This is a genomic window from Paenibacillus sp. 4624, from assembly GCF_050435065.1.
Lineage (GTDB): Bacteria > Bacillota > Bacilli > Paenibacillales > Paenibacillaceae > Paenibacillus > Paenibacillus amylolyticus_D.
Window position 1 is genome coordinate 675,689 of the sequence record NZ_JBNDJR010000001.1, and the last position, 23,059, is coordinate 698,747.

Sequence of the window (23,059 nt, forward strand, 5' to 3'; positions counted from 1 at the left end):
ATTATGCCATAGCAAGAGTAAAAGCAGTAAGCAGCATAAACAGACTAGACATTCGCACCATAGTCATGTAAGATTTGCTGGGTTCCGTCTCACCTTGTACAATCCAGCCATAACGAAGATACCAGCCAAACTTGGGGAAACATAGATTGATGATACACAACACCATAAATATAAAAAAGAGAGTTTTCATCGTCGATCTTCCTTCCTCGTCAACCATTAACGGCCCCGCCTTTAAGGTCTGCGCCTGGAAAAAATGTAGACAATCAGCATACGGACGATGATGAATAAACTTTATCTGTGTATTTCTGAGAATAGGCAGGTAATTGTGAATGGATAAAGATTGATATGATTAAGAACTATTACCCAAGAACTACATTGTTTGAATAACTGTGGTACAATAAAATAGATTGTTTAATATCAACACATACCATCTGGAGTTAAGGATGTGAGATGGAGGAGACACAGGCATGAGTTTATATAATCAACTTCCCATGCAATGGGAATTTATTATCTCGAAATTAAAATCCTCCGTTACGGTAGTTGACGCTACCTCGCCTGAGCTTCCGCTCATGTATGTTAACGACCATTTTACCTGATTAACCGGCTATGCGTACGAAGAGTCGATCGGACGGAATTGCCGATTTCTACAGGGGACAGATACAGATCCCGAAACCGTTTCACGTATTCGGGAGGCAATAAGTAAACAACAATCCATTAAGGTTGACATTTTAAACTATACCAAAAGTGGTCAGAAATTCTGGAATGAGCTGAATATCGATCCCATTTTCAATGAATCCGGTGAATGTATTTATTTTGTCGGTATTCAATATGACATCTCTGAACGGAAATATGCGGAGCAGCAGCTGAAGACGGCAGCGTCTATGACTGAGAAAACAAGCAGAGGGCAGCTGGAATTCATCGGCAAGTTGAATCATGAGCTTCGTACACCGTTAAACGGCATCATGGGCATGATCGAGCTTGCGGGAATGGGCACTGTTACCGAAGAGCAAAAAGAATATCTGGATCTGGCACGTCAATCCGGAGAGGCGCTTCTGAACATCGTAAACAACAGTCTGGATATGGCAAAAATTGGCAGAGGCAAAATGGGAGTGGAGCATATTGAATTCCAGCCATTGAAGCTGATTCAGCAAATTGTGAAGACGCATGAGCTGGCAGCCATGAATAAACAAATTCGATTCGTTTGCCATGCTGATTTGAACATTCCTGACGTGCTGTGGGGCGACCCATTGAGGCTACGGCAGGTGCTGGATAATTTGCTGAGCAATGCCATTAAGTTTACAGAACAAGGAGAAGTGCAGCTTCTCGTGGACGTAAGGGAACAATCACATGAGGAGACGATGTTGACTTTCTCTGTACGGGATACGGGCATCGGAATTCCGTCTCATCAGATCGGCCAATTGTTTGATGCTTTTACGCAATCCGATATCTCCCATGCAAGAAGGTTCGGCGGAAGTGGACTTGGATTAACCATCTGCAAAGATCTGTTGGAATTAATGAACGGCAGTATTAATGTAGATAGTGCTGAAGGAAAAGGAACAGAGTTTCAAGTGACCGTGCCTTTTGGAAGTGCGCAGAGTGTTTATAACACAGGATAAGATATGCAGGGAGCGGCCGGATGAATCCGGCTGTTTTTTTATGTTGAATATTGTTGTGGAATGGATTGTTTTACGAACTGGCGTTCTGTTATAATGCTAGGGATGTTAGTGTTATATGGGGGAGGCGCATCATGAGTAAGAGACGCAGCAGAAGAAGCAATAGAGGAAGCCGGGGGTTCAAAAGTAAAATACTGACGTTAGTGGGCATGGTCGTGATTGCTGTGTACGCCTTGGCAGGAGGAGAGTGGCCGCTGGACATCCCGTCTCCGTTCAAAACAACCGACAAGAGTGTAGATCATACGATCACTTTTCCGGCAGAGCGGTATCCCGAAACAGCAAACCATATCCGAAAGGCCATCCAAGCGGGACATTCCGATGTCTGTACGATCGACCGTAAAGGTGCTGAGGGGAACAGGGAACTGTCACTGAAAGGTGTACCGGTCAAAAAAGGCAAGGATCGGGATGAGTGGCCTATGGCAATGTGTGCAGAAGGCGGTAAGGGTGCGGATATCCAGTATATTACGCCAAAGGATAACCGCGGTGCAGGCTCATGGGTAGGCAATCAACTAAGTACATATCCGGATGGTACGCGTGTTAAATTTGTTGTGAAGTAGTCCAGTACACCAGTACATGTTGCAGCAATGGAAGGATTCAGAGTGTTTTTCGACTAGGAGAAATATAAAAAATGGCATCATAAGAAAAACCAGACGTTGGAGGCGTCTGGTCTTTAAATATAAGTTGGCTGTAGTAGAACATTTAAATTTCTCGTCTACAGTTTATCTTTATCTATTAGCTCGTGTTTAAGTTCTCTTGTAATGAGAGCAACTGAAATGAATATGCTTGCGGACAACTATCTAAACGAGTTGCATCGTGCCCAGATGGTGAGAGCGAAGGGTTAACAGGCGAGTGACATGTTCGACTTCATCAAACGGAATCCACACATTTCCCTGTACAGTTCGTAAGGAGAGAATAGAGCTGTCTGCTGAGCGCTCTGGGAAACCAGTTACGGTCTGCCCGCTTGTATTCCGAACCATAATCTGTTGATTGCGCCGAATGGCAATTTCTACCTCTTTTTTCATAAGTCATTGCTCCTGATTTATAAGATGTTCATCGTTATGTCGATAATTTCAATGGTTAATTTGTCTTCTTTATCTAGTCTATCAGAACTAGGCATAGATTTCCAGTAGAGAAATGATCAAACTGTTCTGGGTGAATTGACTTAGCGAGTGGAAATACGTTACTGAACATAAGCTACAGGGTTATATAAGGTATGAGGAAGAGGAGGGGAACTGATGACGAAACTGTTTGTAGGGCTTGCTCGTTCGGAGCACGAAGCGATTATTATGTTGAATGCCGTAAAGAAGGAAGGTATTGAGAATCAATATTTGGGGGCGGTAGCCAAAGAGCAGCTAAATTTGGAGATGATCAGCGAGAAGACAGGGTTGCCCAAACCGCTAAAGGGTGCTGGAACAGATGGCGCGTTTGGAGCGCTGAAAGGCATATTAGCCGGGCTGGGAAAACGAATGGATCAGACCGCCTCCATCGGGAAAGCGGTGCGAAGATTAGCTGGCAATGAGATCGGAAGTGAGACGGATGATCTGGTCTTAACGCTGACTGAAGCAGGCATTCCGGAAGAAGATGCATGTCATTATGAAGACTGGCTACTGCAAGGTCATATTTTAGTTTTTGTAGAGTGCAGTGAGGAGCAGGTTGGTCGTGTGAAGCCTATTTTGCTTTTTTAGTTTAATTTAAGGCTGATTTTAGGTTCCTTTAATGTTGGGGAGGTATTCTTATCTCACACCTCCCTTAATATAGATGGTTTATCGGAAGTCCGGGACCGCAACTCGGACTTTCTAGGCACTGTGAGCTGGCGCTTGCAGTGCCTGTTTCATTTTTTTTAGGAAAAAAGGTTGCATTATTAATTTATTCATGGTAAGATATTTCTTGTCGCCAAGAAAATATTACATACGCCGGGGTGGCGGAATTGGCAGACGCACAGGACTTAAAATCCTGCGGTAGGTGACTACCGTACCGGTTCGATCCCGGTCCTCGGCATCCTTAGAATAAGGGTTTCAGCTCGTTAGAGCTGGAACCCTTATTTTTTTGTGTGGGTTCGGTAGCATCGAATCCACTTTTTGTGTAAAGTGGATGTATACGTTGAACTCACTATAATGATTGAACTGTTTTTATTGTATAAGGTCAGATTGCCAAATATTACGTAATATTACTCACCTTGCTTATCGATGGAGAGACTCCACACGTAAAAAATAATCTTACAATGTTATTCACTATGGAAGTTGTTTCATGTTCTGGGTCTGTTTTTTAACATCGTTTATATACTTCTATTCCACAACTGAAATATTCATGCCCATATAAAGAAGACTTATTATTGCATTCAGCTTCATTTTTTTTGGATTCATAGAGATTCAAAGAATTACATAGAAAAAATAGTATAGACCACTAAGCTTGACCATGCAAAAAGATGATTGCAGCTTCAGTTACTATGCCCATTGAAAGAATATTGCACAATCGTAATAATAGAGGGGGAAATTAATATTGACTATTTTTTTGTACAAAATAGATCGTGTGAGAGGCTTTTTTAGAGCATATAGCACGATTCAAGAGTATTCAAAACGGCGATGGCCAGTAAATGTTGGTGATACTATACTGTTTGCTTATGGAAGTGGTGATGAACTTCAATTTCTCGGAACATCTAATATTATAGATTGCAAGGTGGAAGTGCAAGAACAACAAACGATAAACGAAGAAACTGAGCGTTTATATCTAACCAAATTACAGCTAGATAAATTTGACTCACTCCCAGAAGATAGAACATTAGGAGCTTTTATGTTTAGTCTTGTCCGCGTATCAAACTTTAGCAAGCCTTTCTTGAACTTTCGTCATTTAGGACGAATCGAAGAGGAAGATTTAAAGACTTTAATTACTGGTACAGTAAATGTCAGAAGATCGTTGTATTTTGGGTTGCTTCGGCATATACCTTCTAATTGGAGGGCTTATCTAGAATATAGCTCAATGGCTGAGAAATCAGCTAAAGAACAGGGCATAAAGAATGATATTTTTCCAACAGATGAACTACTAGGTTTTTTAAACAAACTAGTATTTCAGCCACTAGAGATTGGTTCGGAAACGGAGCCAGTATTTAGGGAATCTTTGGCACGTATGGGACTAGAGAATACTCGTGTGGAAGCGAGAATGCCAGATTATAATAATGAAATGGATTTGGAAAGAGAAAGTCGGGGGGATAAATGGAGTATATCCGAACTAATTAGTCAAGCGCCAGATTTACTTCAAGAAATTAAACCTAACTGGAATATGATAAATGAGATGTTACAAAACGATACCGAGGAAAATAGTAATAATCGAAGAGGTGAAAATAAAAAATGGCGTCCCCACAAATGGTGAAAAACATTCAAAAGCTCTCAAAAGATTTAAGCAGAGTAATTAATTTATTGCCTCGTGAAGATCTATACACATCAGTTGCTAATCCAAACTACGCAGCAGATTATTTGTTTGAAATGAAGGTACTGTTTAGTCTCCTCGACCATATGACAAAGGGGGGATGGTCCGGGTCTGTAGAAAATCGACAAGGTCAAGGGAACATTGTCTTACCAAGGAAGCCGGGACTAAAACGTAACTTTAGCTATTTTATTCTTGAGAATAAGGTGACTAAAGAAAAGTGGCAGGTTGTTCATGGGACAAAAATAAAGGATCCGTTTGGTGAATTACGAGCACCTGATATCAGTTTGCAAGTTGGCAATGCAGGTGTTAATCCGACATATAGGGATATCAAAGCCATTTGGGATGCAAAGCTACGTGGGAAGGAAGATTCATTAACCAACAAAAGGATTAGTGATTCTGAGTATCAGAGTTTCGCTTGGCTAAGAGAGAATCTGCGTGTTCCTCGTCCCAATAGCGCGGATGATCCTTTAGCGGGATGGCCTCAAGCATTTGAGGTATCCGCTCTTATTACGAATGGTGATGGCCCTACTGAAAACGATCAAGTTTTGCTTAACAATGGAGTTAGTATAACACGCCATTTTCAGAATGCTACTACCCCGACACATCCTCGGAGGCAGCTACATAAGCCCCTCAGACCTAAAAAGATAGTTAGACTGGGAGGCATTAGTAAAATCAAGGTTTAATGTAGTCTGCAGTAAAATAAAAATGAGTTCCTAGGCGTTTACATAAAAAGAGTAGCAGTAAAAAGCTTTAATCAAGTCTGTCTGCAATTCTTTTCTTAACTTGACTACGTATCCAAATTCCAAAACATTAAGTGTACAGTAGACAAAAAAATTGTTTTAGTCTTCGAGTTTAAAGGGCTTATACTGGATCATTCCTTGATTTTAATTAGGCACTGATGAGCTCTTTCAAGACTCAGAATCTTGCAGTTGGTGATCACGCCCACCTTAGGGTTCGATTTCGAACCTTGTCTTCTATAACAAGAGACTTCTTGGATAGCTCGAGAAGTCTCTTGTTGCTTTCATATAATTATATTGTTTAGGGCCTCTATTTTTGTCAGGATATCCTTAACAATTTGCCTTAGTGCTGTGAGTTAATCGAATTTAAATACATACTGCAATTATGTGAGGAGAAAGGACAATCTTCCTTTAGGGAGATTCCTAAGATGATATAACCATATGTGAAAATTGCGTTTCATCTACTTTAAGATTCCAATCTTGGTGAAATGAGTAATGATACCCCTTATCGCTTAGGTATAAACATTTCCCTATTAGAAAAATATAACTCTAAGGATTGGCGGGGGATATCCTCTATCTGAAAATATTATGGTTAAGTAATTATTTCCTTGGTTTATTTTGTATTTCTCCCCTTAAATAATATATAAAATTTTCTTGTGGAAAGATGGGAAATTATTTGTTGAGTATCTGATTTCTTTAATTTTTTTTCATTATACTTCTGATTCTTTCCCCCGCCTCGCAATTCATAAACATAACCCCCTTATAATACATATCAGAAAGTGGATTCGGCTGTCTTTTTATGAAGAGAGGTCACAATGGTGTATACTATCGATAGGCATATATTACCTTTCCCTTGCTGACGGATGAAGTTCCTATAAGATACATTACACGACCATCGGAGTGCCAGTGTAATTTTCACATTTGAACGAATGTCCAGTCATCAACCAACACAACAATCCAATGGACGGAGGACTCAAAGTTTATGTTGAAACAGCTTAAGCCATATAAGGTATTACAGGAGCGTAGAATTGAAGAACTGAAATCCGATGCGTACCTGCTGGAACATCAAAAATCGGGTGCTCATATCGTACTGTTGTCCAATAGTGATGATAACAAGGTGTTCAACATCGGTTTTCGCACACCTCCCGAAGATGATACAGGGGTAGCTCATATCCTGGAACACTCCGTGCTCTGCGGCTCGAAAAAGTTCCCGGCTAAAGATTCCTTTGTGGAGCTGCTCAAAGGTTCACTCAATACTTTCCTCAACGCGATGACGTATCCTGATAAAACCGTCTACCCCGTTGCGAGTCGCAACGATCATGACTTCCATAACTTGATGGATGTGTATCTGGATGCGGTATTAAATACGAATATTTATAAGAATGAAAAAATATTTTTGCAGGAAGGTTGGAATTACAACCTGACTTCTGCGGATGACGAACTGACATACAACGGCGTGGTGTATAACGAGATGAAGGGTGCCTTTTCTTCGCCCGAACGGTTGGTTCGACGTGAGGTGCTGAATTCTCTTTTCCCGGAGACGACGTATTCTTGTGAGTCTGGAGGCTTCCCGGAGGCGATTCTGGATCTGACTTATGAAGGACTGCTTGATTTCCACAAACGTTACTATCATCCGTCTAACAGTTACATCTATCTGTACGGGGATATGGATATGGAAGAGAAACTGCAATGGCTCGATGAACATTACCTGAGCAACTATGATCGGATCGTGATTGACTCCGAGATTAAATTGCAACCTGCTTTCCCGAAACGGGTAGATACGGTGAAATCGTACGCCGCGGGCAGCACAGAATCCGAAGTAGACAACAGCTTTCTGACCTATAACGCGGTGATTGGCACAAGTCTGGACAAGGAACTGAACATTGCTTTTCAAATTTTGTTATATGCACTGCTCAATGCGCCTGGAGCTGTTCTCAAGCAAGCCTTGCTGGATAAAGGCATCGCGAAGGATGTCTACGGCTCTTATGATGATAGCTTGTATCAGCCTGTGTTCACGGTGGGACTGAAGAAGAGCAACTTGTCCAGCAAGGACGATTTCCTCGGGACGATCAAGGAAGTGCTGGAGCGTGTTGTGAAAGAAGGCTTCGACCCGAAAGCATTGCTTGCCGGCATCAATTCTTATGAGTTTAACCACCGGGAAGCGGACTTTGGCCGCATGCCGAAAGGATTGATCTACGGACTCTCTTCCCTCCAAAGCTGGCTGTATGATAAGGAAGCGCCTTTCACGTATTTTGAGGCGAATGATGTATTTGCAGAACTTCGGTCCAAAATGAAAGATGGTTATTTCGAACAGCTGATTGAGAAGTATTTATTACAAAATACACACACATCATTTGTTGCGCTCACACCGGACAAAGGCTTGAACGCACGCAAGGAAGAGGCGCTGAAGGAGCGGCTGAAGTCGGTGCAGGCTGGACTTAGTCCAGAAGAGGTGCAGGATATGATTAAGCGCACCGAAGCGCTTGCCGAGTACCAGAATACCCCTTCCACCAAGGAACAGCAGCAAGTCATCCCGACGTTGTCCATTGAGGATATTGATACGAAGGCGTCTAAACTGTACCAAACGCTGAACAATGTGGATGGAACAACGATTTTGCATCACAACTTGTATACGAATGGCATCGGGTATCTGAGACTGTTGTTTGATATCAAGGAAGTACCGCGCCGTTTGTTGCCTTATGTGGGATTGCTCAAAAATGTACTTGGTTACGTGGACACACAAAATTATTTGTTTAACGAGTTATCGAATGAAATTCATATCCATTCTGGCGGAATCAACAGCGGGGTTGGTTCCTATGCGAATGCACACCAGCATGATGATTTCAAAGCAACATATGAGTTTAACGCAAAAGTGCTTTACGACAAACTGGGATTTGCTTTTGATATGATCAAGGAGATCGTGTTTACGTCCCGTTTTGACAACACAAAGCGACTTTTCGAGATTATTTCTCAGGTCAAAGGTAATTTGCAACGCAATCTGATCAACAGTGGTCATTCCGCAGGGATCGCTAGATCGTCCTCGAAACATTCGGCCGTTGCTGATTTCCGGGAGGCGGTTAGCGGGATAGCTTATTACCAGTGGCTTGAGGATTTACAGGCGAACTTTGATGCGAAAAAAGAAGAGCTGTCCTCCAGCCTGCAAGAGCTGATGGGTTACATTTTCAGACCGGAGAACTTGCTTGTCAGCTACACGGCAGACGATAAAGGATACGAAGGTCTGGAAGAGCAGGTGTCCGCTCTGAAAGCCAAGCTGTTCACACATGAAGTGGCGAAGGAAGCTTTTACGTTTACGCCTGCGACACATAACGAAGGTTTCCGTTCTCCATCCGAAGTTCAGTATGTGGTGCAAACCGGGAATTATATTGACAAAGGGTACACCTATACGGGCTCATTGCGTGTACTACAAGGTATCTTGTCACTGGATTATCTGTGGAACAATATCCGTGCCAAAGGTGGCGCTTACGGCTGTATGTCCGGGTTCAGACGGAATGGAGACAGTTATTTGGCTTCCTACCGTGACCCGAATCTGGATAAAACCTACAAAGTATACGAGGAGATTCCGCAGTATCTGAACGATTTCCGTGCCGACGAACGGGAGATGACTCGTTATATCATAGGTGCGATTCAGGATCTGGATGCGCCAAGAACGCCTTACAGTGAAGGTGCATTCTCGCTCGAATGTTATCTGTCTAATGTGACGGAAGCTGATCTGCAGCAGGAGCGCGATGAGGTGCTTGGTACGAAAGAGAGCGATATTATCGGGTTTGCCGGATTTGTCTCTGCCATTCTGGAGCAACAGCATCGATGCGTTATTGGAAATGAGCACAAGATTGAGGAACAGAAGCAACAGTTTGATGAAACGTTGGATCTGATTAAACATTAAGGAGCGGTAACCCAGGTTGCGGCTGTGAAAAGAAAGATTCAATAAACATCTGTAGAAAAAAAGAAGAGACACTTGCATGGGCTGGTAAGTAAAACAGCTTGGCAAGTGTCTTTTTTATCTTATTCGGGTCTCTGTTTAAGTTACCGCAAGCATGTTGTAAATTTTAAGCGTGCGCAAATCCTCTTTGGATATTTTCAACTCGTTGTAAAGCTCTGGCGTTTCCGGCAGTGGTGTGCGGGAGAAAAGCATTTTCAGCGCAATGGGCATAAACGGTCTGAATGAAACTCCCGCCATGAGTCCCCATTTTTTCTCCGATTCCTGGAATGATGCCAAAATATTAATATACAAATTCTCCAGTGGGGTAGCCTGATTTTTCAAAATGAGTGTAGTCAGCGTATCGTAATGCTCGGTGTGACCCCAGTACATATTTTCACATTCCTGATAATTGTCAAAATCCTTCACATTCATATACATCACCGTACGATAGCGGTTGGCGTCCGATTGAGCCATCATGTCAATCACGCAACGAATGAGACTATTGTTCCTGCCGTCGTAGAAGTACGAATAGAAGCGGGTGGAGTTTTTGAAAAAGCTGGACTGAACCGTGTTCATCAGCGGAGAAGCGTGCCTCGGTTCTTTGTAAAGCAACTGCTCCACCTGAATGTTCAGCGCATCTGCAATCTGGTGTAGTGTAACGAGATCCAGCGTAATATCACCGCTCTCATATTTGGAAAGAGTACCTTTACTCTTGAAAATCTGGTCTGCCAGTTGTTGTACGGTGAGCCCGCGCCATTTGCGGAAGTTTCTTATTTTTTTGCCCACTTCCTGGTTGATGTTGTTCATTGGGGTGCTCCTTATCCAGTTGAATGATTATAAGTGTTTCCTGAGAATAGACAAATAAGCTGAAAGTCTTTCTTAAAAGCCAAAGCCTATCAGAAATATATCACTTTTTCAGTAAAAAACCTATTCTAAGGAAACATGAACAGTGATTTGTTTCTTCTGAGTAGATTCTGTTGCATTTGATGCAACTCCGGCGGCATGGAACAATAGGGTCAGAGGCAATGTACCGATGATGCTAAAACGAGAAGACAGAGGAGCTAATCCCCATGACCAAGATGACCAAGATAAACACATCCTATAATTTTGATGAGATCATTGACCGTACCGGAACCAACGCCATGAATACAGATGGTTTCCGTCAATATATTTTTAACGCAACGAGTGAGATGGAATTTCCTTTCGAGGATGAAGAGTTCATCCGCATGTGGATTGCCGATATGGAGTTTGCCACACCTCCCGAGATTTTGGATGCCGTGAGAGAACGCCTGGATCGCCGCATTATGGGGTACTCTCAAGTTTTTGACCCGGCTTATTACGAGGCGGTTGCGAGCTGGATGGAACGATATTATGACTGGTCTTTCCCGAAGGAGCATCTGGAGACATCTGGTGGTATTATTCCTGCGCTGTATGAACTGGTGGAGTATATCTGCAAGCCGGACGAAAAGGTACTGATCCTGACGCCGTCCTATGGATTTTTCAAATCGGCAGCAGACCATAACCGGCTTGATCTGGTGTGTTCGGACATGTTAAATGAACAGGGGCACTATACGATTGATTTTGACGATTTTGAAGCAAAAGCCAGAGACGAGAAAGTTCGGGTATGCATTTTCTGTAATCCGCATAATCCATCTGGACGCATCTGGAGCGCGGAGGAACTGAAGCGAGTAGGCGAAATCTGTTTGAATAATGAGATATGGATCATATCAGATGAAATTCATTGTGACCTTCTTCGTACGGGAAAAACACATACTCCACTCGCCAAACTGTTTCCGGATACCGACCGAATTATAACTTGTATGTCTCCCAGCAAAACGTTTAATATGGCGGGTCTGATGTTCTCCAACGTCATCATTCCGAATAAGGCATTAAGGGAAATCTGGCAGGCACGTCATTACGGCTTCAAAAATCCGCTAAGTATTGCGGCAACCCAAGCAGCTTATGAACATGGCGATGAATGGCTGAAACAGTTAAAGCTTTACCTGGATGATAATTTTGCGTATGTTGATGATTTTTTAAACACACATCTGCCGCTTGCTGTTTTCCACGTTCCTGACGCCACATACCTTGCCTGGATTGATATTGCGCCATATGCACCGAAGAATGTCAGCCTGCCTCTGTTCTTTGCGGAGCAAGCAGGCGTATTGTTGGAGGATGGGGGAATGTTTGTGGCAAACGGCGAAGGCTGCATTCGGTTAAATCTGGCTTGTCCTCGTTCTGTCCTGAAGGAAGGCTTGAGTAGGATTAGTCGGGTGCTGGTGGACCAAAAGATGGAACAAAAACAGGCGAAAGAGTTGCCCGTACACGTATAGCTTCGCCAGGTTTTACGATGAATTGTCCGTATGAAGTGTAATCTTATGCATCTGACCATTGAATCTGCGTTGTATCAGAATCATACTGGAATGCATCAAAAACACATTCAAGCTGACTTATACGGAAACACGGGTATATACAGATGAATATGAAAGGGGCGGAGCAGGGCGTAATCTGTTTCGTCCCTTTTTGAGTGTTTCTTTTGTTTATCTGAACGGTTTCCTTTCTCTTCGTCGCACACTTCTGGTCTGTCGACTACGGTTATGTTAAAATGATGGATAGTCTATGAGTCGCTGGATATGTGACTCTTGCAGGGAAGAGCCCTTCCAAACGGGCTGTACGGATATGTATTCATCAGGGGAAAGGAGCCTAAATATTATGTTTGGAAATGATTGGGACGAGGTGTTACAGCAGGAGACGGAAGCGGAGTATTTCAACAACATTCGTTATGCGCTCGCTGCCGAATATAAAACACAGACCGTCTACCCGCCCAAGGAAGATTTGTTCTCTGCCTTGAAGCTGACCCCGTATCATCGGGTGAAAGCCGTTATAATTGGTCAAGATCCTTATCACGGGGCGGGCCAGGCGCATGGATTAAGTTTCTCGGTCAGACCCGGGGTGCGCGTACCGCCTTCACTGAAAAATATATATAAGGAACTTCAGGCCGATCTGGGTGTGCCTGTTCCAAAGCATGGTTCACTTATTCATTGGGCAGAGCAAGGTGTGCTGCTGCTAAATGCAGTTCTGACGGTTCGGGAGAGTCAGCCGAATTCTCATCAGGCCTTGGGCTGGCAGACGTTCACGGATGCCGTCATTCGTGAGCTGAATGAACGCGATGAGCCTATGGTGTTCATGCTATGGGGAAGTCACGCTCAGAAGAAGGGTGCTTTTATTAATAGAGACAAACATCTGGTGCTGGAATCAACACATCCGAGCCCTTTAGCTGCACATCGCGGATTTCTTGGCAGTCGGCCTTTTTCCAAAGCCAATGAATTTCTCGTCTCCAAAGGTATTAAACCGATCGATTGGACAATACCTGAAAACTAGATAGATTGGAGGCGAGCACATTGCGACATTGGATTGGACGAAAAGTAGCAGTATACCGGGCAACAGGAATTCGCGAGCCTCTGAAGGGAACGCTGGTAGAGTGGGATGAAGAAACGGAATGTGTTCGAATCGGACCGAAACGGATAAAAGTATCGTTTGACAATATAGCAATGATCAAACCTCTTCCGGACGAAAGCCTGCCTCTGAAGAAAGCACGTTCTGAAGTGCACAAGATCGGATATGTGATGAAAAAAGCAGTCCAGTTTGAAAACGCGATTTATTTCAAGTCAAAGATTATGATTTGGCGGCGTGCCAAAATTGTAGCGTTATCGACCACGATTGTAAGACATGACGAAGATCAGGTCGAGCTTGAAGACGGCCGTCTGCTTCGCAAGGACAAGCACATGTTTGTGGTACGTTCGCGGCGTGGCATACGATAGTCTGGTTCAAATTTAATATGGTTTTCATACTGCGATCATACAGCATTAATGTTTCGACCTTATAGTAGGTAGTAACAACCCCTTCTAAATTAATGTGTATGGATTTGGGAACCCGGCCGGCTGCAAACGGCCGGGTATTTTTTTCTCTTTTTTAGCGGGAGGCGTATGAAAGCAACATGAAGCAACAAAGGAATAAATGATTTTTAAACTTCGTATAACGTTGTGCATGTGTTCTGTTAACGTGCTGTAACATAGCAATGACATTTGTGCTGTATACTAAAGAGATAGATCTCAAAAAGGAGTGAAACCACTTGAAACGGATATGTGTTTTTGCAGGGTCTAACCCGGGAAGTCATCCCGATTATATTAAACACGCTACCCTTTTGGGGGAACAGATTGCAAGCAGCGGATATGCTCTGGTCTATGGCGGCTCTTGTATGGGTTTGATGGGGGCAGTCGCGGATGCGGCTCTGGCGGCAGGCGGAGAAGTGATCGGTGTTATGCCAACAGGTTTATTCCGGGGTGAGGTGGTTCACGGCGGGCTTACTCAACTGATTGAAGTGGGAACGATGCATGAACGGAAGGCAACGATGGCACAGTTATCCGATGGATTTATCGCACTTCCGGGCGGTATGGGCACGTTCGAAGAATTGTTCGAGGTACTGTGCTGGGCACAGATCGGCATTCATCGCAAACCTGTTGGCCTCTTGAATGTGAACGGTTATTATGAACCACTTATGAAAATGGTGGAGCACAGTGTGCATGAGGGCTTCTCCAATACATCACATCTCAGTTTGTGGAGTCTTGAGTCTGATCCGGCTGAACTGCTTGCTCAGATGGCCGCCTACATCCCCAAGGAATTAACACAGAAATGGTCTGAACTCAGCGGAAAGTAATGGCCAAAGAAATTGAAAGTCGTAACCTGCTGCTTCAAGAGAAAAACTTCCTCATCTGCCCAAGCAAATAATGCTTGCGGACATAGTCTATAGTGTACTTTGATGAAGAGGGGAGTGTCACTCATGAGCGATCTCAAAGGAGCAGGTTACGGCTACTGTGGAGGTTTCGGTGGTGGTGTATGGACATCAACAGGCGCAATCCTGGTGTTGTTTATCCTGCTGGTTATCATCTCCCGCACGTTCGTACTGTAATTCAGACCATTCTATAACAGATGCATGCTGACTCACGGCATCATTTGAAGAAAATGGCCTTTCCAAAGAGATGCCGGCGGCTGTCGGTGTCTCAGGGGAACGGTTTTTTTAATTTTACCTAAAAAAAGACCTCCATCCCATAACAATGAGATAGAGCTATCTATTGGAAACTATACGACGATTTCCGTAGTATCGCTGGGCAGAAGAAGTGTTTTCCAGGCAATGTATAGTCCAATAGCGGAAGCAATCAGTGCAAGGATAGCCGCAACAAAGGCCAGTTTATCCAGTCTATTTTGTTTGGGTTCGATAACACTGGACTGATTACTTGTTCTGTCAGGTAAAGAGAGTCCTCGAACAGAAGCCCGCGGAATCGTTTGTCGTGATCCGGGAGGTCTTTGCGTGCTGATTTTCGATCCGGGTTCTGATCTATTCTTCGCTGAATGATGCGATGAGCACTTTTGGGCAGAGCAAGATCTGGAAGAGATCGAGTGCTTCCTTGTTCGTGATTTCAACGGTTTCAAAGGGCAACCTCCTTACAGCGGAGTGCAGTTGTCTACGACTGATATTATATTATGTTGGTTTTTAGATTGAGTTCGCAAAAATGAGTGAATCCCCAGCCCTTTAAATGTTAGACCCGTGCTGAATGAACAAGCCAGCATACAATTAAACGCTCTCTTAATACGTGTCTGACAAATGGTGTATATAGTGAAAGTTCATAGAATCCACTTTGAATGCAGGAGGGTCTGGATGGAACAACACTTGAAATTATTGCCCACCGAGGTGCATCTGCGGTATGGCCGGTTGGTGTTAATTCATGATGAAACTTTACAACAGACGGCGGGAAGCGAGGGCTGGGTTAAGGATTGCACCTTTGATACATTGCGGACTCTTGATGCTGGCTCCTGGTTCCACTCGGATTTTGCCGGAGAGGCTATTCCTTCACTTGAAATGTTGTTTAACCTAGTACAGGGCAAGAGAATCCTGCTTAATGTAGAGTTGAAAAATGGCATCGTGCCATACAAGGGGATGGAAGAGAAGGTCATCCAGGTCATTCGGGAATGGAACATGGAGCAACAGGTTGTCCTGTCCAGCTTCAATCATGCCTCTCTTGTTAAGTGTAAGCGCATTGCACCGGACATTCGTACTGCGCTTTTATACATGGAGAAGTTGTAACGTCCTTATGATTATGCGGCTAAACTGGAGGCCACGGGTCTTCATCCCTACAAGCTGGCTGTGGCTAAAGAGGAAGTAGCGGATGCTCTTGCACAAGGTATAGTCACCTATCCCTTTACCGTGAATGATCCCGTCGATATGGAGTTGATGATTAATATGGGAGTACAAGGCATTATTACCGATCTTCCAGATGTACTCGCTTCATTGATGACCGTTCGGACTCGCTCAGCGAATACTGGAATTCATTAGGATATGTAAGGCTATCGTATGAAAAGTTATCGTATGAGTGCCACACAGGAGCGATAAAGCTCTGTGTGGCCTTTTTTATGCATATTCATGCGGGAATATTCATATCTGCAAGAAAGTTGTCCTTTTTGTCCATTGCCAGACTGGAAGGATTCCCTTACAATAATCTATGGGAATGAGAATCAATATCAATAGAAGCGGTATTTTTGGAGAGGTGATTGTTATGTACATAAGGTTAATAAGCTTCACTCATAACACAGGTGGACAAGTATGAACTTGAACAGTTCTTCCACGCATTCAAATGAGGATTCGCCTACAGCAAAAATCCATACACGCCCATGGGCAGCCACTCTCATTCTCACAGGCGGTATTTTGTTGCTTGCTCTCGGCATGGCATTATCCATTTCATTTGGCGCTGCGGATATTCAACTCGGCGTGGTCTGGCAGGCGGTCTTTAACTTTAACCCTGACTTGACGCCTCATCAGATCATATGGGAGATTCGGTTACCGCGTATTCTGGGCGGAGCAATGGTTGGTGCTTGCTTCGCTGTGGCCGGTGCGATTATGCAAGGTATGACCCGGAACCCGCTTGCTGATTCGGGATTGCTTGGCCTGAACGCTGGCGCCGGATTTGCACTGGCGATCTGTTTTGCCTTTTTCCCCGGTTTGCCGTACATGTACATTATTATGTATTCCTTCTTAGGAGCAGGACTTGGCGTGTTGCTTGTGTATGGTTTCGGTGCGGCATCCCGATCAGGTCTGACGCCGCTGCGTCTCGTGCTGGCCGGGGCCGCGGTATCGGCTATGCTGTCTGCACTGAGTGAGGGGATCGCGCTCTACTTCAGAATCGGACAAGACTTGGCGTTCTGGACTGCCGGAGGAGTGGCCGGAACGAAGTGGTCTCAGCTTGAAGTGATGTTTCCTTGGGTGCTCGCTGCACTGATCGTTGGCATGATCATCTCGCGTTCAATTACGCTTCTCAGTCTTGGCGAGGAGATCGCGGTTGGATTGGGACAGCGTACCGGTCTGATCAAGCTTGTCGGTCTGATTGTAGTACTTATTCTGGCGGGTACTGCTGTATCTGTCGTGGGTGCAGTCGGATTTGTCGGTCTGATCATCCCCCACCTTACGCGGAAGCTGGTTGGGGTCGATTATCGCTGGATTATTCCTTGTTCTGCCGTGATGGGCAGCCTGTTGCTCGTATTTTCGGATCTGGCAGCACGTATGATTAACCCGCCTTACGAAACGCCGATTGGCGCATTGGTAGCCCTCATCGGGGTACCGTTCTTCCTGTATCTGGCGCGAAAAGAAAGGAGGACGCTGTAAGATGGGTTCCTCAACTATAGTTGGCGCAGAGCGCAAAAAGAAAACGAAAGGTATCGTTGTTCTTGTTGTGCTTGGTCTTTTGATTATTGCAGCTTTTATTATCAGTATGAATACCGGGTTTACCAAGCTTTCGCCACTGGAGGTTTTACGGACGTTGTTTGGCAGCGGTACACCGAAACAGGAGCTGATCCTGTTTGAATTCCGGTTGCCGCGTATCGTCATTGCCGTACTGATCGGAGCGGGTCTGGCGTTGTCCGGCTGTATTCTGCAAGGGGTATCGCGCAATGCGCTTGCTGATCCGGGAATTCTAGGTATTAATGCTGGAGCGGGGCTTATGGTGATGCTGTTTGTTTCCTTTTTCCCAACGACGACAGCAGCTCCGATCTTTCTGCTTCCAATTCTTGCTCTGATTGGAGCGAGCTTTGCAGCATTTCTAATCTATATCCTTTCCTACAAAAAAGGGGAGGGCATCTTGCCAACCCGTATGTTGCTCACGGGAATCGGGATCGCAGCCGGTATCAGTTCAGCTATGATCGTGTTAACGCTGCGGCTTAGTCCCGAAAAATATCAATTTGTGGCCACTTGGCTCGCAGGCAGCATTTGGGGTTCCAATTGGAAGTTTGTTTGGGCACTATTGCCATTTATCTTGGTATTTGTACCGCTTGTACTGGCGAAGGCACGTGTGCTGAACGTATTGAATCTTGGTGATCAGACAGCAAGTGGTCTCGGTGCTCCTGTAGAGCGTGAACGGATGATTTTGCTTGCTGCTGCAGCTGTTTTGGCGGGAGCCTGTGTTTCTGTAAGTGGCGGTATCGGTTTTGTTGGTTTGATCGGGCCTCATCTGGCGCGCCGTCTGGTTGGGCCAAAACATCAGTTTTTGCTGCCTGCTTCTGCACTGGTTGGGTCATTGCTCGTTCTGGTGGCTGATACGCTGGGACGTGTCATTTTGCAACCTTCGGAGATCCCAGCCGGGATTCTAGTAGCTATTCTGGGTGCACCATACTTCCTGTATCTTTTAAGCAGGACAAAATAGAAGGTAATCATCATCATATTGACGGAGGATTGCCGTAAGGGGGACTAGGTTCATGCTTCGTCGTTTTTTTGCCTATTATAGGCCGTACAAAAAGCTGTTCATTCTGGACTTTAGCTGTGCAATTCTGGTCGCATTGCTGGAGCTGGCTTTTCCGCTAGCTGTGAACCGGGTTGTGGATGATCTGTTACCAGGTGGACGCTGGGACTGGATTTTATGGGCGTGCCTTGCATTGCTGGGTATTTACCTGCTGAATTCATTCTTGAATTACGTAGTTACTTATTGGGGACATAAGCTAGGGATTAATATCGAAACGGATATGCGTAAAAATCTGTTCAACCATGTGCAGAAGTTATCCTTCCGATATTTTGACAATACGAAGACCGGACATCTCGTATCCCGTATGACAAATGATCTGATGGATATCGGTGAGATTGCCCACCATGGTCCCGAGGACGTATTTATTGCCGTGATGACGCTTGTGGGTGCATTTAGCATCATGATGAGCATTAACGGGAATCTGGCGATTCTGACATTTATCATTGTGCCGCTTATTATCTATCTATCTTTGTATTTCGGGAACAAAATGTCCAAAGCCTTCAGCCGAATGTTCGGGGATATTGCCGATTTTAACGCGCGTGTAGAAAACAATATTACGGGTATTCGCGTGGTTCAGGCTTTTGCCAATGAAGAGTATGAAAAAGCGCAATTCGCGGTAAACAACGGTCGTTTCCGTCAAACCAAGCTGGTCGCGTACAAAATTATGGCTTGGAACTCTTCGATCAGTTACGTGCTGATGAAGCTGGTATCGTTGTTTGTACTCGTATGCGGAACGTGGTTTGTGATTAACGGCAGCATGACCTATGGTGAGTTTATTGCCTTTATTATGTTGTCCAATGTATTCCTGACACCCATTCAGAAGATCAATTCGGTTATTGAGACTTATCCTAAAGGCATTGCAGGTTTCAAACGTTATACGGACCTGCTTGATATGGAGCCGGATGTCCAGGACCGCCCTAATGCTGTTCCGGTATCCCATCTACGTGGAGACATTCGTTACGAGCGAGTGACTTTCGGTTATTCGGATCAGGAGCCAGTCATTCAGGGTATCGATCTCAGTGTTCGTGCCGGTGAAACCGTAGCTCTGGTCGGTCCGTCGGGGGCGGGGAAAACAACGCTCTGCAGTCTGCTGCCACGATTCTATGATGTGCTGGAAGGGCGCATCACGATTGATGGTCAGGATATTCAGCACATGACACTGGATTCCTTGCGCAGCCAGATCGGGATCGTGCAGCAGGATGTGTTCCTCTTCGATGGTACGATTCGGGAAAATATTGCGTACGGCAAGCTGGATGCATCGGAAGAAGAAATCTGGATGGCGGCTCGTCGGGCCCAGATGGAATCTTTGATTCTATCCATGCCGGAAGGGCTGGATACACTGATTGGCGAACGCGGCGTGAAGCTGTCTGGGGGACAGAAGCAACGGTTATCCATTGCTCGCATGTTCCTGAAAAATCCTCCGATTCTAATTCTGGATGAAGCGACGTCTGCACTCGACACCGAGACGGAAGCTGCAATCCAGCAATCCCTTGCGGAGCTGTCCGAAGGTCGCACCACACTGGTCATTGCCCACAGGCTGGCGACGATCAAAAACGCAGACCGCATCGTGGTCGTGGCCGAGCAAGGCATCACGGAGCAGGGACGTCATGAGGAACTGCTTGCTTCGGGCGGCATCTACAGCCGTCTGCATTACGCGCAGTTTGGTGCATAGGCAGAGTTGCAAAACGTTTGGGAATACGTAGTACACGGGAGTATATAAGTTAACCATCGCCATGACTTGGAAGGAGTCGGGGCGGTGGTTTTTTTTATTTTGGAGGGAGGGAAAAGTACGATCATATGGCACCAAAATGGGTAATGATGGGCAAAGCTATGGTTGGAGTGTATGATAGGTTCAACAGGTACATGATTAGGGACCTTCATGCATATCATCTGGAGAAAATGGAGCGTGGGGAGGCAATTGACATGTCAGATCTGACTAAAATACTACTTACCTGTCTCGGTTTTCTTTTAATTTTATCGTTGTTATTACTGGGGATTCGTAAACTGATGGGGAATGGCAAAGGTTACGTCCCTCGTATCTTGGTTGGCTGGTTTATTGGACTTTTTATCATCGGCGCCGTACCTCTTACGTTTGCATTGTATACCTACATCACCGATGAACGTTTGGATGCCAACATCGGGTTAGGGCTTGCTATGCTGTTTGCCTGGGCATACTGTGCGCTACTGTTTTGTGGTGTGTTAGGCGTGTGGGGAAGGTATTGGTGGCGTGGGAAAAGGAAGTGATGGATAGATTATTATTTTGGCTAGAATAGGTATTTTAAGATGAAATAGGATAGAAGAGACTATTCGGCGCAGGATACTGGGTGGTCTTGTTTGTGTACGAATTTTTTAAAAAAGTGCTTAGAGATGAAAGTTTAAGAACTCTATGTATCGAGAATGAGAGGAGGATAAAAAATAACTAGTTATAGTTTCTATTTTCATATAATATTTCTTGATTTAATATGGATGTATATATTAAAAAAAATACATATTACAATTCAGTAGTGAATCGCATAATATTTCTGATTTTATATCTGCATACTGGGAATTTATCGACAAAAAAAGACGAAATAAAACAAAAAAAGCCTATATCTAATTTGCATAGAATCGCTGATAATGAGATAGCTATTTGCATTAATCAATAAAAATAAAAAGAGAGGAGTTGAATAGTTTTATTGGTATTGAGATGAGACAGACTATAAAGAGAACGCTCAGATTCATCTGAAAAGGGAACAAGAGAATTTCAATGAAATTTTCAGTCCAACACATGAGCGGCAGGATAATGATACCGCTCTAATTATTAATAAATATGTAAGTTGGATAGATTGCCCATTACCTCTCAGGTCTGTTCACTTATTACTAGCAACATGTTATGAATCTGTTGTTTGATACCAATCTAGCACTAATCAATGTTACGAATTAAATGAATTATGTAGTCATCCTAAACATTATGAGGAGTTGGATTCAAGTGAAGAAACGAAGAAAACGATTAACAAAAATTTTATTGATTGCATTCATTTTTTGCTTGTTTGAACCTTTTCTTGCAATACCCATGATAAATAAGGTGAGTTATGCAGCTGTTTCTACATATGGTTCGATTGTGATTGAAGGCACGGATACAGTTGTAGAAAGCGATGGTACGACTATTCGTATGGTTAATGACTCGGGAGGTAAGGGGTATATTGATTACACGAAAAATTACCAACCGTACTTCTACATGTTAACGGACAACTCAACGTCAGGTACAAAGCCAATTCGATTAATATCAGTAGACAAAATTTCTGATAAACAATTTGTAATAAACTATACACGAAAAGATGGGGCTTCCGCGTCAAGAACAGTATCATTCGACTATGCGCACGGGTACAAAGGTAAGTTTTTTACATATTCAAGCACTTATGGCGAGATAATTGATACAGATGGGACGATCTATAAATGTGGAATATCTGCTCAATATAGCGATGTGTCTTTGTATAAAAACGGAGAAATAGTAAAAAAAATGAAAATCCTCACTGATAAAGAGTCGAATTGGTTATCCCAGCTTGAACAGCGAGATTTTTATATCAAAGGGAATCAGTTTATGTTGGATATATATTATGAAGGTGAAAATGAATCACATTATAACAGATCCGCGTCTATTGGTGCATACACAGCACCAGTGTATACGAATCCACTTGTTATTATGCTTTCGCAGACCCCCGATACAGCGACGAATGGAAAAGTAGTAGTTAATGTATCGACAAATGATAATAGTGGAACAGTCATCTCTGCCAAATTTGCCATTGGCAATCAAACTGTTAGTTATTTTGACAGTGCAGGTACTACTGTAACTGGAAATTCGTTTTTGGTTGAAACAAACAATACTTACACTGTCTATGCTGAAGACAACATTGGCAACAAAAATATTCAAACAATTACGATTAGCAATATTGACGTAACTCCCCCAGCGAATGCTACGTTTTCAACACTCCCTGATAAATCAATGAGTAGTAGTCTTCGCGTAATTATAAATTATCCTGACGACGCTAGGATACGTGAATATTCATTAGATTACGTGACGTGGAAGGAGTACAACTCCAACACATTTATTGTTATACCCGCTAACGGTAATGTATATGCTCGTTCCAAAGACGCGGCTGGTAATGCTTCTAATGTGACGAGTTATAAAGTGAATAATATTGTACTAATGCATTATGATTCTGCTGGAAGAATAGATTATGTCCAACTTCCATCAGGACAGATATATATATATACCTATGATCACAATGGAAATCTCTTAAAGATCCAACGTCAGTAATTAATAAAGTGTAGCATGTGTTTGAACCTAAAGATTGAATGAACATATTATAACAACGGTAATATAACAATACAGTCTAAGTTTATAAAAAGCATATTAGTTCTAAAATTTATAACAGATTAACACACACCATCTGAATGGGGAGA

The 23,059-nt window shown here is 43.8% G+C and carries 21 protein-coding genes, 1 tRNA gene and 2 pseudogenes; 20 read left to right on the forward strand and 4 right to left on the reverse strand.

Features of this window, described 5'->3' with window-relative positions:
- Position 1 precedes the first annotated feature (1 nt).
- Positions 2 to 190, reverse strand: a complete 189-nt coding sequence (locus ABIE27_RS03055) for a DUF6199 family natural product biosynthesis protein (protein WP_123062851.1) — start codon at positions 188 to 190, stop codon at positions 2 to 4.
- 277 nt (positions 191 to 467) lie between these two features.
- Here ABIE27_RS03055 and ABIE27_RS03060 point away from each other — a divergent pair, with 277 nt between their 5' ends.
- From ABIE27_RS03060 to ABIE27_RS03075, 4 genes and pseudogenes are all read left to right on the forward strand, one after another.
- Positions 468 to 596, forward strand: a complete 129-nt coding sequence (locus ABIE27_RS03060; protein ID WP_429349883.1) for a hypothetical protein — start codon at positions 468 to 470, stop codon at positions 594 to 596.
- Between the two features lie 12 nt (positions 597 to 608).
- A pseudogene (locus ABIE27_RS03065) lies at positions 609 to 854 on the forward strand (PAS domain-containing protein); the annotation flags it as partial.
- Between the two features lie 27 nt (positions 855 to 881).
- Positions 882 to 1,616: a sensor histidine kinase gene (locus ABIE27_RS03070; protein WP_429349884.1), complete on the forward strand. Its 735-nt coding sequence runs from the start codon at positions 882 to 884 to the stop codon at positions 1,614 to 1,616.
- Between the two features lie 131 nt (positions 1,617 to 1,747).
- Entirely contained in the window at positions 1,748 to 2,230 is a 483-nt protein-coding gene (locus ABIE27_RS03075) for a NucA/NucB deoxyribonuclease domain-containing protein (protein WP_240036608.1), read from the forward strand.
- A 240-nt stretch (positions 2,231 to 2,470) separates the two neighbouring features.
- Here ABIE27_RS03075 and ABIE27_RS03080 read toward each other — a convergent pair whose 3' ends face one another.
- Positions 2,471 to 2,695 carry a hypothetical protein gene (locus tag ABIE27_RS03080; protein ID WP_123062492.1) on the reverse strand — a complete coding sequence of 75 codons (225 nt, stop codon included), beginning with the start codon at positions 2,693 to 2,695 and terminating at the stop codon, positions 2,471 to 2,473.
- A 213-nt stretch (positions 2,696 to 2,908) separates the two neighbouring features.
- Here ABIE27_RS03080 and ABIE27_RS03085 point away from each other — a divergent pair, with 213 nt between their 5' ends.
- The 5 genes from ABIE27_RS03085 to ABIE27_RS03105 all read left to right on the forward strand — a co-directional run bounded on the left by ABIE27_RS03085 (position 2,909) and on the right by ABIE27_RS03105 (position 9,737).
- Positions 2,909 to 3,358 (forward strand): general stress protein, encoded by a 450-nt coding sequence (locus ABIE27_RS03085; protein ID WP_123062491.1) that lies wholly within the window; start codon positions 2,909 to 2,911, stop codon positions 3,356 to 3,358.
- A 227-nt stretch (positions 3,359 to 3,585) separates the two neighbouring features.
- A tRNA-Leu gene (locus ABIE27_RS03090) sits at positions 3,586 to 3,671 on the forward strand.
- A 501-nt stretch (positions 3,672 to 4,172) separates the two neighbouring features.
- Positions 4,173 to 5,039, forward strand: a complete 867-nt coding sequence (locus ABIE27_RS03095; protein WP_123062490.1) for a hypothetical protein — start codon at positions 4,173 to 4,175, stop codon at positions 5,037 to 5,039.
- Positions 5,033 to 5,779 (forward strand): hypothetical protein, encoded by a 747-nt coding sequence (locus tag ABIE27_RS03100; protein ID WP_151458032.1) that lies wholly within the window; start codon positions 5,033 to 5,035, stop codon positions 5,777 to 5,779. Before ABIE27_RS03095 ends, ABIE27_RS03100 begins: the two co-directional genes overlap by 7 nt.
- A 1,036-nt stretch (positions 5,780 to 6,815) precedes the next feature.
- Complete coding sequence (locus ABIE27_RS03105) at positions 6,816 to 9,737, forward strand: insulinase family protein (RefSeq protein WP_123062488.1); 2,922 nt, start codon at positions 6,816 to 6,818, stop codon at positions 9,735 to 9,737.
- 135 nt (positions 9,738 to 9,872) lie between these two features.
- On the opposite strand, the gene ABIE27_RS03110 is transcribed toward ABIE27_RS03105, so the two are convergent.
- Positions 9,873 to 10,580, reverse strand: coding sequence for a helix-turn-helix domain-containing protein (locus tag ABIE27_RS03110; RefSeq protein ID WP_123062487.1), 708 nt, complete (start codon positions 10,578 to 10,580; stop codon positions 9,873 to 9,875).
- A gap of 263 nt (positions 10,581 to 10,843) precedes the next feature.
- Between ABIE27_RS03110 and ABIE27_RS03115 the strand changes: the two genes are divergently transcribed.
- From ABIE27_RS03115 to ABIE27_RS03135, 5 genes are all read left to right on the forward strand, one after another.
- Positions 10,844 to 12,106: a MalY/PatB family protein gene (locus ABIE27_RS03115; protein ID WP_429349885.1), complete on the forward strand. Its 1,263-nt coding sequence runs from the start codon at positions 10,844 to 10,846 to the stop codon at positions 12,104 to 12,106.
- 346 nt (positions 12,107 to 12,452) lie between these two features.
- Positions 12,453 to 13,154, forward strand: coding sequence for a uracil-DNA glycosylase (gene ung / locus ABIE27_RS03120; protein WP_275670021.1), 702 nt, complete (start codon positions 12,453 to 12,455; stop codon positions 13,152 to 13,154).
- Positions 13,155 to 13,174: 20 nt separating this feature from the next.
- Positions 13,175 to 13,594 (forward strand): hypothetical protein, encoded by a 420-nt coding sequence (locus ABIE27_RS03125; protein ID WP_123062485.1) that lies wholly within the window; start codon positions 13,175 to 13,177, stop codon positions 13,592 to 13,594.
- A gap of 311 nt (positions 13,595 to 13,905) precedes the next feature.
- Positions 13,906 to 14,490, forward strand: coding sequence for a TIGR00730 family Rossman fold protein (locus ABIE27_RS03130; RefSeq protein WP_123062484.1), 585 nt, complete (start codon positions 13,906 to 13,908; stop codon positions 14,488 to 14,490).
- Positions 14,491 to 14,613: 123 nt separating this feature from the next.
- A complete protein-coding gene (locus ABIE27_RS03135; protein ID WP_260510917.1) occupies positions 14,614 to 14,742 on the forward strand; it encodes a hypothetical protein in 129 nt (42 codons plus the stop codon).
- Between the two features lie 170 nt (positions 14,743 to 14,912).
- Here the strand turns inward: ABIE27_RS03135 and ABIE27_RS03140 are convergent, their stop codons facing one another.
- Positions 14,913 to 15,263, reverse strand: coding sequence for a hypothetical protein (locus tag ABIE27_RS03140; RefSeq protein ID WP_123062483.1), 351 nt, complete (start codon positions 15,261 to 15,263; stop codon positions 14,913 to 14,915).
- A gap of 226 nt (positions 15,264 to 15,489) precedes the next feature.
- Between ABIE27_RS03140 and ABIE27_RS03145 the strand changes: the two are divergent.
- The 6 genes and pseudogenes from ABIE27_RS03145 to ABIE27_RS03170 all read left to right on the forward strand — a co-directional run bounded on the left by ABIE27_RS03145 (position 15,490) and on the right by ABIE27_RS03170 (position 22,913).
- Positions 15,490 to 16,164, forward strand: a pseudogene (locus ABIE27_RS03145) (glycerophosphodiester phosphodiesterase family protein).
- Between the two features lie 267 nt (positions 16,165 to 16,431).
- Positions 16,432 to 17,487 carry a FecCD family ABC transporter permease gene (locus tag ABIE27_RS03150; protein ID WP_123062480.1) on the forward strand — a complete coding sequence of 352 codons (1,056 nt, stop codon included), beginning with the start codon at positions 16,432 to 16,434 and terminating at the stop codon, positions 17,485 to 17,487.
- 1 nt (position 17,488) lies between these two features.
- A complete protein-coding gene (locus ABIE27_RS03155; RefSeq protein ID WP_123062479.1) occupies positions 17,489 to 18,520 on the forward strand; it encodes a FecCD family ABC transporter permease in 1,032 nt (343 codons plus the stop codon).
- Between the two features lie 52 nt (positions 18,521 to 18,572).
- Positions 18,573 to 20,288: an ABC transporter ATP-binding protein gene (locus tag ABIE27_RS03160; RefSeq protein ID WP_429349886.1), complete on the forward strand. Its 1,716-nt coding sequence runs from the start codon at positions 18,573 to 18,575 to the stop codon at positions 20,286 to 20,288.
- 125 nt (positions 20,289 to 20,413) lie between these two features.
- Positions 20,414 to 20,860: a hypothetical protein gene (locus ABIE27_RS03165; RefSeq protein ID WP_429349887.1), complete on the forward strand. Its 447-nt coding sequence runs from the start codon at positions 20,414 to 20,416 to the stop codon at positions 20,858 to 20,860.
- Positions 20,861 to 21,584: 724 nt separating this feature from the next.
- Complete coding sequence (locus tag ABIE27_RS03170; RefSeq protein WP_429349888.1) at positions 21,585 to 22,913, forward strand: hypothetical protein; 1,329 nt, start codon at positions 21,585 to 21,587, stop codon at positions 22,911 to 22,913.
- Positions 22,914 to 23,059: the final 146 nt, after the last annotated feature.

Excerpts from the sequence above, each read along its gene's own strand:
- ABIE27_RS03160 (WP_429349886.1), top strand. The coding sequence starts at position 18,573 with ATGCTTCGTCGTTTTTTTGCCTATTATAGGCCGTACAAAAAGCTGTTC.
- ABIE27_RS03165 (WP_429349887.1), top strand. The coding sequence starts at position 20,414 with ATGGCACCAAAATGGGTAATGATGGGCAAAGCTATGGTTGGAGTGTAT.
- ABIE27_RS03110 (WP_123062487.1), bottom strand. The coding sequence starts at position 10,580 with ATGAACAACATCAACCAGGAAGTGGGCAAAAAAATAAGAAACTTCCGC.
- ABIE27_RS03135 (WP_260510917.1), top strand. The coding sequence starts at position 14,614 with ATGAGCGATCTCAAAGGAGCAGGTTACGGCTACTGTGGAGGTTTCGGT.
- ABIE27_RS03150 (WP_123062480.1), top strand. The coding sequence starts at position 16,432 with ATGAACTTGAACAGTTCTTCCACGCATTCAAATGAGGATTCGCCTACA.
- ABIE27_RS03115 (WP_429349885.1), top strand. The coding sequence starts at position 10,844 with ATGACCAAGATGACCAAGATAAACACATCCTATAATTTTGATGAGATC.
- ABIE27_RS03060 (WP_429349883.1), top strand. The coding sequence starts at position 468 with ATGAGTTTATATAATCAACTTCCCATGCAATGGGAATTTATTATCTCG.
- ung (WP_275670021.1), top strand. The coding sequence starts at position 12,453 with ATGTATTCATCAGGGGAAAGGAGCCTAAATATTATGTTTGGAAATGAT.
- ABIE27_RS03070 (WP_429349884.1), top strand. The coding sequence starts at position 882 with ATGACTGAGAAAACAAGCAGAGGGCAGCTGGAATTCATCGGCAAGTTG.
- ABIE27_RS03075 (WP_240036608.1), top strand. The coding sequence starts at position 1,748 with ATGAGTAAGAGACGCAGCAGAAGAAGCAATAGAGGAAGCCGGGGGTTC.
- ABIE27_RS03085 (WP_123062491.1), top strand. The coding sequence starts at position 2,909 with ATGACGAAACTGTTTGTAGGGCTTGCTCGTTCGGAGCACGAAGCGATT.
- ABIE27_RS03100 (WP_151458032.1), top strand. The coding sequence starts at position 5,033 with ATGGTGAAAAACATTCAAAAGCTCTCAAAAGATTTAAGCAGAGTAATT.
- ABIE27_RS03155 (WP_123062479.1), top strand. The coding sequence starts at position 17,489 with ATGGGTTCCTCAACTATAGTTGGCGCAGAGCGCAAAAAGAAAACGAAA.
- ABIE27_RS03080 (WP_123062492.1), bottom strand. The coding sequence starts at position 2,695 with ATGAAAAAAGAGGTAGAAATTGCCATTCGGCGCAATCAACAGATTATG.
- ABIE27_RS03055 (WP_123062851.1), bottom strand. The coding sequence starts at position 190 with ATGAAAACTCTCTTTTTTATATTTATGGTGTTGTGTATCATCAATCTA.
- ABIE27_RS03105 (WP_123062488.1), top strand. The coding sequence starts at position 6,816 with ATGTTGAAACAGCTTAAGCCATATAAGGTATTACAGGAGCGTAGAATT.